The 14578-nt window shown below is 74.8% G+C and carries 15 protein-coding genes; 10 read left to right on the forward strand and 5 right to left on the reverse strand.

Going from position 1 to position 14578, the window contains the following annotated elements; all coding sequences use genetic code 11:
* Nucleotides 1-22 precede the first annotated feature (22 nt).
* Nucleotides 23-1264: a glycosyltransferase gene (locus tag ACFWXO_RS00305; RefSeq protein ID WP_380520938.1), complete on the reverse strand. Its 1242-nt coding sequence runs from the start codon at nt 1262-1264 to the stop codon at nt 23-25.
* 185 nt (nt 1265-1449) lie between these two features.
* Between ACFWXO_RS00305 and ACFWXO_RS00310 the strand changes: the two genes are divergently transcribed.
* Both ACFWXO_RS00310 and ACFWXO_RS00315 read left to right on the forward strand, forming a co-directional pair.
* Nucleotides 1450-1716 (forward strand): GlsB/YeaQ/YmgE family stress response membrane protein, encoded by a 267-nt coding sequence (locus tag ACFWXO_RS00310; protein ID WP_375890644.1) that lies wholly within the window; start codon nt 1450-1452, stop codon nt 1714-1716.
* A 50-nt stretch (nt 1717-1766) separates the two neighbouring features.
* On the forward strand, nt 1767-2030 hold the full coding sequence (locus tag ACFWXO_RS00315; RefSeq protein WP_375890643.1) for a GlsB/YeaQ/YmgE family stress response membrane protein: 264 nt from the start codon (nt 1767-1769) through the stop codon (nt 2028-2030).
* 81 nt (nt 2031-2111) lie between these two features.
* Here the strand turns inward: ACFWXO_RS00315 and ACFWXO_RS00320 are convergent, their stop codons facing one another.
* The 4 genes from ACFWXO_RS00320 to ACFWXO_RS00335 all read right to left on the reverse strand — a co-directional run bounded on the left by ACFWXO_RS00320 (nt 2112) and on the right by ACFWXO_RS00335 (nt 5902).
* Nucleotides 2112-3017, reverse strand: a complete 906-nt coding sequence (locus tag ACFWXO_RS00320) for an ADP-ribosylglycohydrolase family protein (protein ID WP_380520941.1) — start codon at nt 3015-3017, stop codon at nt 2112-2114.
* Nucleotides 3018-3169: 152 nt separating this feature from the next.
* Complete coding sequence (locus ACFWXO_RS00325; RefSeq protein WP_380395915.1) at nt 3170-3790, reverse strand: TetR family transcriptional regulator; 621 nt, start codon at nt 3788-3790, stop codon at nt 3170-3172.
* A gap of 66 nt (nt 3791-3856) precedes the next feature.
* Nucleotides 3857-4870, reverse strand: coding sequence for an aldo/keto reductase (locus tag ACFWXO_RS00330; protein WP_380520943.1), 1014 nt, complete (start codon nt 4868-4870; stop codon nt 3857-3859).
* 198 nt (nt 4871-5068) lie between these two features.
* Nucleotides 5069-5902 (reverse strand): class I SAM-dependent methyltransferase, encoded by an 834-nt coding sequence (locus tag ACFWXO_RS00335; protein ID WP_380520945.1) that lies wholly within the window; start codon nt 5900-5902, stop codon nt 5069-5071.
* Between the two features lie 163 nt (nt 5903-6065).
* Between ACFWXO_RS00335 and ACFWXO_RS00340 the strand changes: the two genes are divergently transcribed.
* The 8 genes from ACFWXO_RS00340 (at nt 6066) to paaE (ending at nt 14570) form a co-directional block, all read left to right on the forward strand.
* Entirely contained in the window at nt 6066-7532 is a 1467-nt protein-coding gene (locus ACFWXO_RS00340) for a sensor histidine kinase (RefSeq protein WP_380520947.1), read from the forward strand.
* Nucleotides 7529-8188 carry a response regulator gene (locus tag ACFWXO_RS00345; protein ID WP_375890631.1) on the forward strand — a complete coding sequence of 220 codons (660 nt, stop codon included), beginning with the start codon at nt 7529-7531 and terminating at the stop codon, nt 8186-8188. The genes ACFWXO_RS00340 and ACFWXO_RS00345 overlap by 4 nt, the downstream gene beginning before the upstream one ends.
* Before the next feature lie 718 nt (nt 8189-8906).
* Nucleotides 8907-10379, forward strand: a complete 1473-nt coding sequence (locus ACFWXO_RS00350) for a M20 family metallopeptidase (RefSeq protein WP_380520950.1) — start codon at nt 8907-8909, stop codon at nt 10377-10379.
* 280 nt (nt 10380-10659) lie between these two features.
* The gene (gene paaA / locus ACFWXO_RS00355; protein WP_380520952.1) at nt 10660-11688 is read left to right on the forward strand and encodes a 1,2-phenylacetyl-CoA epoxidase subunit PaaA; all 1029 of its coding nucleotides are present in this window, start codon (nt 10660-10662) and stop codon (nt 11686-11688) included.
* Nucleotides 11685-11990, forward strand: coding sequence for a 1,2-phenylacetyl-CoA epoxidase subunit PaaB (gene paaB, locus ACFWXO_RS00360; RefSeq protein WP_375890625.1), 306 nt, complete (start codon nt 11685-11687; stop codon nt 11988-11990). Before paaA ends, paaB begins: the two co-directional genes overlap by 4 nt.
* The gene (gene paaC / locus ACFWXO_RS00365; RefSeq protein ID WP_380520955.1) at nt 11974-12909 is read left to right on the forward strand and encodes a 1,2-phenylacetyl-CoA epoxidase subunit PaaC; all 936 of its coding nucleotides are present in this window, start codon (nt 11974-11976) and stop codon (nt 12907-12909) included. The genes paaB and paaC overlap by 17 nt, the downstream gene beginning before the upstream one ends.
* Nucleotides 12903-13445 carry a 1,2-phenylacetyl-CoA epoxidase subunit PaaD gene (gene paaD / locus ACFWXO_RS00370; RefSeq protein WP_380520957.1) on the forward strand — a complete coding sequence of 181 codons (543 nt, stop codon included), beginning with the start codon at nt 12903-12905 and terminating at the stop codon, nt 13443-13445. The genes paaC and paaD overlap by 7 nt, the downstream gene beginning before the upstream one ends.
* Nucleotides 13446-14570: a 1,2-phenylacetyl-CoA epoxidase subunit PaaE gene (gene paaE / locus ACFWXO_RS00375; RefSeq protein WP_375890619.1), complete on the forward strand. Its 1125-nt coding sequence runs from the start codon at nt 13446-13448 to the stop codon at nt 14568-14570. It abuts the gene before it with no gap.
* Nucleotides 14571-14578: the final 8 nt, after the last annotated feature.

Below are 14578 nucleotides of genomic sequence, written 5' to 3' on the forward strand. Positions count from 1 at the left end.
GTTATCCGTCATCTGTCATTTGTCACCCGTCACCCGTCGCCTCCACCGCGGCCAGGACCTTGGCGGCGCCGTCCTCGGTGGCGAGGGCGGCTGCGACGGAGCGAGCGCGGGTGCGGTAGTGGGGGTCGTCCAGGGCCTGGCGGATGGAGGCGGCCAGGTGGGCGGGGGTCAGGGCGCGCAGGGGTACCGGGCCGGGGGAGACGCCGAGCGCGGTGAGCCGCGCGGACCAGAAGGGGGCGTCCAGCTGGGCGGGCACCGGGACGGTGGGGGTGCCGGAGCGGAGGGTGGCCGCCGTGGTGCCCGCGCCCGCGTGGTGGACGACGGCCGCGGTGCGCGGGAACAGCCAGTCGTGCGGGGTGTCGCCGATGGTCAGTACGGTCTCCGAGTCCTCGGCGGCCAGGCCGCTCCAGCCGGACTGCAGGAGGAGGCGCACCCGGGCGGCGCGGCCGGCGGCGAGGACGGTCGCGGTGAGTCGTTCGGGATCGGGCACGACCAGGCTGCCGAAGCCGACGAAGACCGGGGGCGGTCCGGCGGCCAGGAAGTCGAGCAGCCGCTGCGGGGGCTGCCAGCCCGCGGGTCCGGCGGGCCACCAGTACCCGGCCACGTCCAGTCGGGGGTGCCAGTCCGTCGGCCGGGGGACGACGCGCGGCGAGAAGCCGTGCAGGACGGGGTGGTCGCGTCGGGCCCGGGCGATGCCCAGTGGCGGCAGCCCGAGCCGGCGGCGCAGTCCGCGGACGGCCGGCACGAACAGTTGGTCGGTGGCCGCCTGGACGGCGTGGCCGGCGAGCAGGTTGCCGGGCCGTCCGAGCGAGCGTGCGCCGGTCACGGCCGGGGCGAACTCGCGGGTGGGGGAGAGCGGTTGGAGGTACAGCCCGATGGTGGGGATGCCGGCCGCCTCGGCCGCGACCTGGCCGAGCGCACTGGTGGTGCTGGTGGTGAGCAGCAGGTCGGCACCGAGCGCCGTCGCGTCCGCGATGCCGTCGCCGAGGGCGGGCATGAACCTCCGCCCCAGGCGCAGGAGTTGCAGGACGACGCCGGGCCCGCTGCCGGCCCGCAGCAGTCGCCGGCCCTCGGTGGAGGCGAGTTCGGCCCGCGGGTCGACGGGCAGCGGACGGAACTCCAGTCCAGCGGCCCGTACCGAGTCGGCGAAGGTGGCGTGGGTGGCGACGGCCACCTGATGTCCGGCCGCCTGCAGGCGGACGCCGAGCCCGGTGAAGGGTGCGACGTCGCCCCGGGAGCCGGCGGTGGCGATCAGGATGCGCATGGCCGCAGTATTTCGGCGGGTACGACCGGCCGGAAGGACGCCACGCGCGGACCGGTCGGCTCCGGGTGGCCGGATCCCGCCGTCGGCCGGGGTCGGCCGGAACCGCCTCGGTGGGTGTCGGCGTCCTCCGTGGCAGAGCGCGCGGGACGGGGCCGTCGCGCCACGGACGGGAGGGACGGGTTCGGATGAGCGTCGTCGCGTGGATCGTGCTGGGCCTGGTGGCCGGGGCCCTGGCCAAGCTGCTGCTGCCCGGGAGGGACCCGGGCGGTCTGATCGTGACCACCCTGATCGGGATCGCCGGCTCCTTCGTCGGCGGCTGGATCGCGTCGCACTTCCTGCACCGGTCGATCACGGCGCGCTTCTTCGACGGGCCGACCTGGGTGTCGGCGATCGGCGGCGCGTTGGTGCTGCTGATCGCCTACCGGCTGCTGTTCGGCAACTCGCGCCGCTGACGGACGAGCGCGGCGGGGTCTCGTCACACCGATGACGCAAGGGGCGGCGGATGAGCTGGATGGAGTGGATCGTGCTCGGCCTGGTGTCGGGGACGCTGGCCAGGATGGCGATGTCGAGGGGGGAGCGCGGTCTGATCGGCAGCACCTTGATCGGGATCACCGGCTCCTACATCGGCACCTGGATCGTCCTGCACTGGATGCACGGGACGGTGAGGGTGGGCCTCCTCGACGTCACGACCTGGGTGTCGGCGATCGGCGGGGCGATGGTCCTGCTCATCGGCTACCGGGTGCTCCGCTTCCTCGCCCGGCGCTGACCGCCCGGCGGTGACTGCCTGGCGCTGACCGCCCGCCGTTGACCGCCCGGAGCTGACTGCCCGGTGCCTCCGGCGTTCCGGCTACCGGTCGGCGGCCCACTCCGGCAGCTCCTCGCAGGCCGCGAGCCAGTCGGCCGGTACGTCCGAGAGCCCGGTGCGGGCGGCCACCACGCCGGCGGCGATGGCGCAGGTGGTGTCCATGTCGCCCCAGCCCTCCAGGGTGTGCCAGATCGCGTCGGGCAGTGAGTCCAGGTGCCCGGCGGCGGACCAGAGGGCGAAGGGGACGGTGTCCGGGGCGGAGATCATCAGCCCCGAGCCCAGCACGTTGGCGGCGTGCCGGACGCTGGTGTGCTCCGGCAGCCGGGCGGCGATCCGCAGGCCGGAGCGGACGTCGCTCTCCGGCAGCCGGTCGGCGACCTCGGTGAGGAGCTCGGTCCGACCAGGCGCCCGGTGGCCCCGGCTGCGGACGGCGAGCGCCGCGGCGAGTGCCACCGCCACCGCCCCGGTGACCGCCTCGGGGTGGGAGTGGGTGGTGAGCGCCTGGAGTTCGGCCTGCCGGGCGACCTCGTCGAGGTCCTCGGCGAACCCGGCGCCCAGCGGGGCGACCCGCATCGCGGCGCCGTTCCCGTACGAGCCCTGGCCCTCGAACTGGCCCGAGGTGATGGCGCGCCAGTTCCCGCCGGCGCCGATCCCGCGCAGCACCCGGTGCATCGACGGGCCGTACTTGCGCTGGTACTCGCGGGCGTACTCGGCCGCGAACCCGGCGGCCAGCGCGTCCTGCCGGACCTCGCCGTGGGCGGCGAGGTGGCGGACCAGGACGAGGGCCATCGCCGTGTCGTCGGTCCAGTGCCAGGGCGCCGGGCGGACCAGGTGGGCCGCCAGGGCGGCGGGTGCCTCGTCCACCGGGACGGAGAACCACCGGTCACCGAAGGCGTCGCCGAGCGCGAGCCCCCGCAGGCTGTCCAGGACGGGACCGGCCGCACGCATGTCATCCTCCGAGTGAGATCAACTGGGTGCGACAGTCTGCCTGAAAGGGTGAGGCGCCGACGACCGGATTTCGCTCCGGCCGCCGACGCCTCACCGCCCTCGCACGGGACGGGCCCCGCTCGGGGCGCGCTCCGCACGAGGACGGGCCCCGCTCAGAACTCCGTCGGCTCGGGGACCAGCTCGGCGGGCCTGCCCTTCAAGCCGCTGAGCACGAGCTTCCAGACCGCCGCGAAGCGCTCGTCCGCGGTGGGCTCGGACCAGGTGTGGGCGAAGACCGGGTTGTGGAAGGGGGCCGTGGCGTCGAAGACCGCGCGAGCGGTGGAGGGGACGTGGGCGAGCTGGAACTCCTTGGCGTCCATGCCGTCGTGGACGATCTGGGCGATCTGCTTGACCAGGGTCTCGACGTGCGCGTCGACGACCGTGCTGTTCTCCTCGGCCAGCACCAGGTAGGTGGCGAACAGCTCCGGGTCGTCCAGTGCCTTCTTCCGCTTGGCCCCGAACAGCGTGGTCAGCCAGCGCTGGAGGCGCTCGACGGCGCCGCCGGCGTCGTTCGCGACCATCTCCAGGTCGTAGTGCGCCTGGTTCAGCCAGCGCTGGGTGACCGCCTCCCGCAGCGCCGCCTTGCTGGGGAAGTGGCGGTAGACGCTGCTGTGGCTGACGCCGAGTTCCCGGGCGACGTCCACGACGGTGGCCTTGGCCGGGCCGAACCGCCGGAGGGCTTCCTCCGCCGCGATCAGGATCTGCTCGGCGGTGAGTGCGGTGTCCGTGGTCACGGGGCCGTCCTTAGGGTCGTGCGGTCGGGTGGTGCGGAGGGTTCTCGCCGGTCAGCGCGGGCTCGGTCAGCGCTCGCTGTCCAGGCGCGCCATCTGCGCGGCAGCGTACCGGTCGCCGGCCGCGGCCCCGGCGGGGACGGCGGCCTCGATGGCGGCCAGGTCGGCGGGGGTGAGCGTGACGTCCAGCGAGCCGAGCGCCTCGGTCAGCCGGTCGCGACGGCGGGCGCCGACCAGCGTGACGACGTCCTCGCCGCGCGAGGCCACCCAGGCGATGGCGATCTGGGCGACGCCGGCGCCCTTGGCGTCGGCGACCGCGCGCAGCGCCTCGACCAGGGCGAGGTTGTGGGTCAGGTTGTCGCCCTGGAAGCGGGGGCTGGCGGTGCGGAAGTCGGTGCCGGCGAGCGAGCGGTCCGGGTTCCAGTGGCCGCTGAGCAGGCCGCGGGAGAGCACGCCGTACGCGGTGATGCCGATGCCGAGTTCGCGGGCGGTGGGCAGGACGGCCGCCTCGATGGAGCGGCTGAGCAGCGAGTACTCGATCTGCAGGTCGCTGATCGGGTGGACGGCGGCGGCGCGGCGCAGGGTGTCGGCGCCGACCTCGGACAGGCCGATGTGGCGGACGTAGCCGTCCTTCACCAGGTCCGCGATGGCGCCGACGGTCTCCTCGATCGGGACCTTGGGGTCGAGCCGGGCGGGGCGGTAGACGTCGATGTGGTCGGTGCGCAGCCGGCGCAGGGTGTACGTCAGCGCGGTCTTGGTGGCGGCCGGGCTGGTGTCGTAGCCGAGCCACTGGCCGTCGGGGCCGCGCTGGGCTCCGAACTTCACGCTGATCTGGACGCTGTCGCGGTCGCGGCCGCGCAGGGCCTCGTGGATCAGCAGCTCGTTGTGGCCCATGCCGTAGAAGTCGCCGGTGTCGAGGAGGGTGATCCCGGCGTCCAGGGCGGCGTGGATGGTGGCGATGCTCTCGGCCTCGTCGGCCGGGCCGTAGAGGTCGGACATGCCCATGCAGCCGAGGCCGAGGGCGGAGGTGACGGGGCCGGAGGTGCCGAGGGGGCGCTGGGCGGGGCGGGTGGTCGAGGCCATGGGAGCTCCAGGGGCGGGTGCGGTGCCGGAGGGCGGGGGCAGTGTGACCCGGATCTCACTATGGCACGACAGCGAACAGATTTCAAAATCTGTTCGCTGTCTTTTGTCATTTGTTCGCGGCGAGATGCCCGCTAGGAGTCGCGCCGCGAAGAGTCGCGCCGCGAAGAGTCACGCCGCGAGGAGTCACGTCGCCAGGAGTCAGGAGTACGGCCCCGGGGAGCGCAGCAGGTGGGCCCGGGCGGGCGGCAGATTGCGCCACACCGTGCGCTCGCCCAGTCCGTACGTCGCCTCGAACCGCCGCAGCAGCCGCACCACCGCCCGGTGGCGGGCGCCCCGACGGGGGCCCGAGGTGAGGGTGCGGGCCGTCGTGGTGCCGAGGTACCCGAAGTAGGTCAGCTCGCCGCCCGGGGCCAGCAGACGCAGGTAGAGGTCGAGGATGCGCCGGACCAGGGCCGGCTCGAAGTTGGTGAACGGCAGCCCGGACACGATCACGTCGTACCGCTCGGCCGCGGCCCCCGTCGGCGCGGCCGCCTCCGGCAGCTCCTCCACCCGGCAGGTCGACAGTCGCAGCCCCACCCCCGGCCGGCGCGCGGCCAGGACCGGGTCCTCCCGCAGCCGGTCGGCGAACCGCGGGTTCGCCTCGACCACGTGCAGCCGGTCGCCGGGGCGCAGCACCTGGGCCAGCCGGCGGGTCACCACGCCCGTGCCGGCGCCGACCTCCAGTACCGAGATCGGCCGGTTCGGGCGGCTGGTGGCCGGCACCACCAGGGCGTTCACCAGCGCCGGTCCGCTCGGCGCCAGGGCGCCGGTGTCGTGGAAGGTGCGCAGGGCCTCGGCGAGGAACAGCAGGCGGTCCCCGCCGTACGGAGAGCCGTGGGTGCTGGGCGCGGCCTGCCCGGCTTGCGTGCTGTGCGTGTCGTGCGTTTCGTGCGCGCTGTGCTGGTCGTGCACGCCCTGCCGGTCGTGCGTGTCGGCTGAACTGTGCTGCTGCGGAGGGGAGTCGGGGCTCGGGTGGAGCTGTTCGGTCGTCATGTCGACGACGCTAGGGAGCGCGGGAACGCCGCGGATCGGCCGGTGAGCGGCGCCGACCCCCGACGAAAGTCGAGGGTGCCGACGTCCGGGAGGAGGGGGTGCCGCGCCGCCGTCCGCCCGTAGCATTCGAGCGGGTGGACGGGACCGGGCGGGGAGGAGCTCCATGCGCACAGGCCTGCTCGGCTGGTACGGCCCGGACCACCGGCCCTGGGCCGACAGCCTGTTGCTGCTCGGGATCCTCGGGCTCGCCGTCGAGGAGGGCGTCTTCCAGTGGCTGCACCTCGACGGCCCGCTGCGCCTGCCCCGGGTGGCGGTGGCCGTGCTCGCCGCGCTCTCGCTGCTGCTCGCCCGCCGTCACCCCGTCGCCTCGGCCGTCCTGCCGGTGCTCACCGGCGGGCTGCTCAACCGGGCCTTCCCGGGCTTGATCAGCGTCTACTACCTGGCCTCCCTCGGCCGGGTCGGTCCGGCGGCGGCCGGCGGCGCGGTGATCGCCGTGGGCAGCGCGATCACTGCGGACTCGCTGGTCGGCTGGGCCGGCACGACCGGTTCCCAACTCCTCCTCCAGGCGGCCACCTTGTCCTTCGGGCTGTGGCTGCACGGCCGCCGGATGCTGATCCGGACGCTGCACGCCCAGGTCGAAACCCTGCGGCGGGAGCGGGAGTTGCGCGCCGAGCAGGCCCGCTCCGCCGAACGCGCCCGGATCGCCCGGGAGATGCACGACGTGCTGGCCCACCGGCTGAGCCTGCTGGTGCTGCACGCCGGAGTGCTGCGCGACCAGGCCCGGGCCGGGACCGTCGCCGCCGACCCGGACCGGCTCACCCACCGTCTCGAACTCCTGCGCACCACCGCCGCCCGCTCGCTCGACGACCTGCGCGACGTCCTGGGCGCCCTGCGCGCCGAACCGCCGGAGCGGGCCGCCGCCGAGGCCGACGTGCCCGTACCGTCCGGGGAGTGGTCCGCGCCGTTCGGGTCGTCGACCGGGGCGCTGTCCGTCCCGTTGTCCGGCCGGTCGTCCGTCCCGTTGTCCGTCCCGTTGTCCGGCCCGCCTCCCGTCCTGCCGCCTGTCCCGGCACCTGCGCTGCGCGACCTCACCGACCTGATCGACGAGGCGAACCAGGCCGGGCAGCAGGTCGAACTCGCCCTGGCGGGAGACCCGGAGGCCGTGCCCACCACCCATCGGCTCGCCGTGCACCGGGTGGTCCAGGAGGCGCTGACCAACGCCCGCAAGCACGCCCACGCCGCGCCCGTCACCGTCCGGGTCGGCTACGGGGCACCGGCGACCACCGTCGAGGTCCGCAACGGCCCCGGAGGGACGACGCCGAATGGGCCGGTCTCGGGTGGCGGGTACGGGCTGGTGGGCCTCGGCGAACGGGTCGGCGCGCTGGGCGGCCACCTGGACGCCGGGCCGGACGGTGCCGGCGGCTTCCGGCTCTCCGCCCGGCTGCCCGCGCCGGACCGGCCGGCGCAGTCCGTGCCGCCATCCCACGCCGTGCCGCCATCCCACGCCGTGCCGCCACCCCACGCCGTGGCGCCGCCGGAGGTCACGCCGTCGAGGCCCCCGTCACCGGAGCCGCCGTCGCCGAGGTCGCCGTCCCGGAAGAAGCCCCCGCAGCCGAAGGACACCGCATGATCCGCACGATGGTGGTCGACGACGACGCACTGGTGCGCCTCGGCCTGGTCGACCTCCTCGCCCAGGACCCGGCCCTGACCGTGGTCGCCGAGGCCGCCGACGGGCTGCAGGCCGTCGAGCTCGCCCGCGGCCGCCGGATCGACGTCGCGCTGATGGACATCCGGATGCCCCGCCTCGACGGGATCGCCGCGACCCGGCGGCTGCGCCAACTCCCAGACGCCCCGCGGGTCATCGCGCTCACCACCTTCGACCTGGACGAGTACGTGTACCAGGCGCTCGCCGCCGGGGCGGACGGCTTCCTACTCAAGGACACCCCGCCCGCCGAGATCGCCCGCGCCGTCCACGTGGTCGCCGCCGGCCAGGGGATGCTGCACCCCGCCGCCGCGCGACGGCTGATCGACCGGTACCACCGGGTCGGCGCGCCGCGCTCCGTCGCCGCCCGGGGCCGGATCGCCGGGCTCACCCCGCGCGAGACCGACGTGCTGCGGGAGCTCGCCGACGGGCTGTCCAACGCCGAGATCGCGGGCGTCCTGGGAATGCGGGAGAGCACCGTCAAGGCGCACGTCAGTCGGATCCTGACCGCGCTCGGCGTGGCCAACCGGGTCCAGGCGGCGCTGCTCGCACGCGATGCGGGGCTCGTCGGGGACGGCGCCTGACCGCGGGCGCTCGCGAGGGCAGGGCGGGGCGCAGCGTCGGACGGTGTTCACACGGATGTTCCCCGGGCTTCGGTCCAGGTGTCGCCGCGGGCTTCCCTGAGCCGTCGCGTGCCTCCGGTTGGTACCGCCCGCTGAGCCGCTGTCACCCATCCGGCGTGGAAATGCCGTGCCTTGGCGGTTTGCGCTGCCGAACCCGGGCGGCGGGTCCATGGTGGAGATGGGCGCGATCCGGCGACCGTGCCCGCGCGTCGATCCGGGCCCGCCCGCCGAGCGCCCGCCGCTTCCGCCGACGGGTGCCCGGCACCGGGGCCCGTACCGGCACGCTGGGAGCAGGGCCACCTCGCAGGAAACCGAACGGTTCTTCTAGGCTCACATCTCGGCTTCCCTGCGGCGGTCCGGCCCTTGTGCCCGCCACCAGGAAGCCGCCGTCCACGGGGCTCCGGGCGGAACCGGGGCCACCGGATCGAGCGAGGAGGACGCAGATGCCAAGCACGCCGCCCAACCGTTCCACCGCACTTGGACCAGACGGGCCGTTCCGACGGGCCGTCCGGCCCCCCGGCCGACCGGCGCGGTCCGGCCGGGCCTGGCACCCGGGCGGGGGCGGTCGGCCGGTGCGGCCGCTGAATACCGGCTGCGGCCGCGGAGGCGAGCGTTGAGTCCCCAGATCGTCGGGTCGCCGGCCGCACCGGGCAGCGCCGCGGAACCCGACCGCGTACCCGTGACCGTTCCCGCCGCGGCCGACGGTGAGGCCCTGGTCGCCCTGGGCGGTTCCGCCAAGGTCGGTTCGTCCACCGTTGGTTCGTCCACCGTCGGTTCCGCTGTCGAGAGCCCGCCGGTCGCGACGTCCACGACCGGTGCCGCGGTCAGGCCCGGTGCTACGGCCGCGTCGGTGGCCGCGGTGAAGGTCGATGCCACGGCGAAGTCCGGTGTGATGGCGAAGTCCAGTGCGGTGGCGGTCGGATCCGCCGGCGCTGTTGCCGCTGTCGCCGCCGGTGCCGCTGCGACGAGCATCACCGCTGCGCTGCCCGGACTGCCGCAGGCGCTCAGCACCCGGGCCCGTACCCTCGCCGGCGCCGTCCGGCGGCGGTGCGCGGACCTGGCCCGGATCGAATCGCCGAGTGGTGACGCGCCCCGACTCGACGCGCTCGCCGAGGAGTTGGAGTCCGGATTCCGGGCCACCGGGGCAACCGCCCGCCGTGAACCCGGACCGGCCGGTGACCACCTGGTGCTGGAGTGGGAGGGGCGGGACGAGACCCTGCCCCACCTGCTGATCGTGGGGCACCACGACACCGTCTGGCCCGCCGGCACCCTGGCGGACTGGCCGGTGACCGAGCAGGACGGGCGGCTCACCGGGCCCGGGGTGGTCGACATGAAGGGCGGACTCGCCGTCCTGGAGGGCGCCTTGGCGCTGCTCGCCGACCTGGGGCAGCGGCCGCACCGCACCGTACGGCTGGTCGTGGTGTCCGACGAGGAGGTCGGCAGTCCGGACGGGCGTGGCCTGGTCGAGCGCCAACTGCGGGGCGCGGCGGCCGTCCTGGGACTGGAGCCGCCGCATCCGGACGGCCGGTTGAAGACCGCGCGGCGCGGCAGTACCCGGGTGCGGCTCACCGTCACCGGCCGGGAGGCCCACGCGGGCAACGACGCCCACGACGGGGTGTCGGCGGTGGACGAGCTGGTCGACCAGCTGGTGCTCGTCCGCGACCTCGCGGGCCAGCCCGGTACGGAGCTCAACACCGGTCGGATCAGCGGGGGTTCACGGGCGAACGTGGTCGCCGGACGGGCCGAGGCGGAGCTCGGCCTGCGCTTCTCCACCACCGAGGCGCAGCGCCGCACGCTCGACAACCTCGCGCGGCTGACCGCGTTGCGGCCGGGCGCGCGGGTGCGGACGGAGGTGCTGTCCAGCCGGCCGGCCTGGCCCGAGCGCACCGGTAACCCACTGCTCAGGCACGTGCGTTCGCTCGCCGCGGTGCTCGGGCAGCAGCTCGACGGCGCCCCGGCCGGCGGTGCCGGGGACACCAACCTGCCCGGCTCGCGCGGTCTGCCGACGCTGGACGGGTTCGGCGCGGTCGGCGCCGGCGCCCACGCCCGGCACGAGTACATCAAGCTGGACCAGCTCGCGCCGCGGATCGCCCTGCTGGCGGCGCTGCTCGCGGTGCCGCTGCCGCGACTGCGGGACCGCGCGGAGGGGTGACCCTCGGTGGCTGACGGCTGACGGCTGACAGGTAACAGCGAACAGATAACAGCTGACAGATTTCAGATTCTGTCAGCTGTTATCTGTTGTCTGTTTTCTGTTCGCCGCCCCTCGGCCTGCCCCTCGCTCCCTGCCCCTCGCGCCCGCCCATTCGTCGGCGTCCCTTGCCATCTCTCCGTCCCGCCGCGCAGAATGGTACCGACCGAACGGTCAGTCGGTTGGCTCCCCGCCGTCCAGGCCAGGGAGCCGGGAAGCCGGAGCAGGAACACGAGAGGGGACCGTGGTGACAACAGAGGTGGAAGAGGCGGTCCCCGCGCAGACGCCGGAGGACCGGTTCGACGCGGTGATCGCCGCCGAGCAGCGGATCGAGCCCCGGGACTGGATGCCCGACGCCTACCGGGCCACCCTGATCCGCCAGATCGCCCAGCACGCCCACTCCGAGATCATCGGCATGCAGCCCGAGGGCAACTGGCTCACCCGGGCCCCCTCGCTGCGCCGCAAGGCGATCCTGCTCGCCAAGGCCCAGGACGAGGCGGGCCACGGCCTCTACCTCTACGCCGCCGCCGAGACCCTCGGAGTCGACCGTGCCGAGCTCACCGAGAAGCTGATCAGCGGCCGCCAGAAGTACTCCTCGATCTTCAACTACCCCACCCTCACCTTCGCCGACGTCGGCGTGATCGGCTGGCTGGTGGACGGCGCCGCGATCTGCAACCAGGTCCCGCTCTGCCGCTGCAGCTACGGTCCGTACGCCCGCGCGATGGTGCGGGTCTGCAAGGAGGAGTCCTTCCACCAGCGCCAGGGCTACGAGCTCCTGATGACCCTGATGCGCGGTACCGAGGGCCAGCGCCGGATGGTCCAGGACGCGGTCGACCGCTGGTGGTGGCCGTCGCTGATGATGTTCGGCCCGCCGGACGCCGACTCGCCGAACACCGCCCGCTCGATGGCCTGGCGGATCAAGCGCCACACCAACGACGAGCTCCGGCAGCGCTTCGTCGACATGACCGTCCCGCAGGCCGAGCACCTGGGCGTCACCCTCCCCGACCCCGAGCTGCGCCGGAACGAGGAGCGCGGCGGCTGGGACTTCGGCGAGCCGGACTGGTCCGAGCTGACCAGGGTCATCCGTGGGCAGGGCCCGTGCAACGCCCAGCGGGTCGACCGCCGCCGGGCCGCGCACGAGGAGGGCGCCTGGGTGCGCGAGGCGGCCGTCGCCTACGCCGCCAAGCGCGCCGCCGACGCCGGACACGCCGTCGATGCCGGACACGCCGCGGCCGCCGAGCGGCCCACCCCCGAACAGGAGAACGAGAAGTGACCGAGTCCGAGGCAGGCCCCAAGGCCGGCTGGCCGCTGTACGAGGTGTTCGTGCGCCCCCGGCGCGGCCTGAACCACGTCCACGTCGGCTCGCTGCACGCCGCCGACGACCGGATGGCGCTGCTCGCCGCCCGCGACCTGTACACCCGCCGCAACGAGGGCGTCAGCCTCTGGGTCGTCCGCTCGGACGCGATCACCGCCTCCACCCCGGACGAGCGCGACCCGTTCTTCGAGCCCAGCGGCGACAAGGTCTACCGCCACCCGACCTTCTACGACATCCCCGAGGATGTCCCGCACATCTGACGGGGGAGCCACCGTGCACGACCACACCACGTCCGCCACCGAGGACGACCACGTCTACCTCAGCCTCGCCGGGGCCACCCCCGGCCCCGAGGGCGAGGGCCGCTGGGCGTACGGGACGGGCTTCACCGACCCGCTGCTCGGCGTGGACACCGCCCTGCCCGCCGGCATGGCCGGTGCCGACCTCGCCGCCTACTGCCAGATGCTCGGCGACGACGCCCTGGTGCTCTCCCAGCGGCTGATCGAGTGGTGCACCCGGGCGCCCGAGCTGGAGGAGGAGGTCGCGCTCGCCAACCTGGGCCTGGACCTGCTCGGCCAGGCCCGGCTGCTGCTCACCCGGGCCGGCCAGGCGGACGGCTCCGGCCGCACCGAGGACGACCTGGCCTACTGGCGGGAGGACCACGAGTTCCGCAACGTCCGCCTGGTGGAGACCCCGAACGGCGACTTCGCGCACTCGATCGCCCGGCTGCTGCTGTTCGCCACCGCCCGCGGCGCGCTGTACGAGGCGCTGAGCGCCCACCCGGACCCGGTGCTGGCCGCGGTCGCGGCCCGGGGCGTCAAGGAACTCGCGTACCACCGCGAGTACGCCACGGCCTGGACGCTGCGCCTCGGCGACGGCACGCCGTACTCGGCGGAGCGGATGCAGGCCGGGCTGGACGCCGTCTGGCCGCTGCTGGAGGAGCTGTTCACCGCGCACCCCGTGGAGCTGCGGGCCGGGGTCGACCCGGCCGGTCTGCGCGAACCGGTGCTGCGCGAGCTCGCCGCCGTCCTCGCCGAGGCCGGACTGACCGTGCCGGACCTCCCGCCGCTGGCCACCGTCCTGGGCCGGGCCGGCCGCGACGGGGTGCACACCGAGGCGCTCGGCCCGCTGCTCGCCGAGCTGCAGGTGGTGGCGCGCGCCCACCCGGGGGCGACGTGGTGACGGGCACCGCGGACACCGTCCGCGAGAGGGCCTGGTCGGTGGCCGCGGCCGTCCCGGACCCGGAGCTGCCCATGCTCACCCTGGCCGACCTGGGCGTGCTCGCCGGGGTCGAGGTGGACGACGGCAGCGGTACGGTGACGGCCTGGCTGACGCCGACCTACTCGGGCTGCCCGGCCGTCGCCGAGATGGCCGCCGACGTCGACCGCCGGCTGCGCTCCGCCGGGTACCCGGACGTCCGGGTGCGGCTGCGGCTGGACCCGCCGTGGTCCACCGACCTGATCACCGCCGAGGGCCGCCGCAAGCTCGCCGAGGCGGGCATCGCCCCGCCGCGCCCGACCTCGGCCCTCATGTCCGGCCCCGGGCCGGTCCCGCTCACCCTCGGCGCCACCCGCACGGGCGCCGCGGCCCCCGTGCCCTGCCCGCACTGCGGGGGCGCCGACACGGAGGAGCTGTCCCGCTTCGGCTCCACCGCCTGCAAGGCGCTCTGGCGCTGCCGCGCCTGCCGCGAGCCGTTCGAACGCGTCAAGGAGATCTGAATGCCCGCCGCGACCCCTGTGACGGACCCCGTCCGCCCGGCCCGTCGGCCGAGCTTCCACCGGCTGCGGATCGAGCGGGTGGAGCGGCTCTGCGAGGACGCCGTGGCGGTGACCTTCGCGGTGCCGGACGCCCTTGCGGACGAGTTCGCGTTCCGCCCCGGCCAGACCCTGACCCTGCGCAAGCTGGTGGACGGCACCGACGAGCGCCGCTCGTACTCGATCTGCGCGCCCGTCGGCGGCCCGCTGCGGATCGCCGTCCGCGAGGTGCCCGGCGGGCTGTTCTCGCGCTGGCTGGTGCGCGAGGCCCGGCCCGGCGAGGAGGTCGAGGTGCTGACCCCGTCCGGCCTGTTCTCCCCCGAACTCGGCGTCCCCGCCGATCACGTGCTGCTCGCGGCGGGTTCCGGCATCACCCCGATGCTGTCGATCGCCGCCTCCGTGCTGGCCGCCGACCGCCGTTCCACCGTCACCCTGCTCTACGGCAACCGGCGCAGCGACACCGTGATGTTCGCGGACGAGCTGGCCGACCTCAAGGACCGCTACCTCGGCCGGTTCCAGCTGGTCCACGTGCTCTCCCGGGAGACCAGGGACGCCGAACTGCTCAGCGGCCGGCTGGACCCGGAGCGGGTCCGGGCGCTGCTGGCGGCGCTGGTGGACGTCGACGCCGTCGGGCACTGGTGGCTGTGCGGGCCGTTCGGCATGGTCACCGGGGCGAAGGAACTGCTCGCCGACCTGGCCGTGCCCGGGGAGCGGGTGCACCAAGAACTGTTCCACGCCGAGGACGAGCCGCTCGCCGAGCGGGACGAGGACCTGGACGGCCCCGACGGCGCGGCCGGGGCCGAGGCCGGCGAGCGCAGCGAGGTCACCGTCGTCCTCGACGGCCGCGGCAGCACCCTCACCCTCCCGCGCGACCGCTCGATCCTGGACGGAGCCCAGCGCTCCCGCCCCGACCTGCCCTTCGCCTGCAAGGGCGGGGTGTGCGGCACCTGCCGGGCCCTGGTCACCGAGGGAGAGGTGGAGATGCGCCGCAACTTCGCGCTGGAGGAGAAGGAACTGGCGGCCGGCTACGTCCTCACCTGCCAGGCCCGGCCGGTCACCGACCGGGTCACCGTCGACTACGACCGCTGACCCGGGCC

The organism is Kitasatospora sp. NPDC059088, from assembly GCF_042738155.1.
Lineage (GTDB): Bacteria > Actinomycetota > Actinomycetes > Streptomycetales > Streptomycetaceae > Kitasatospora.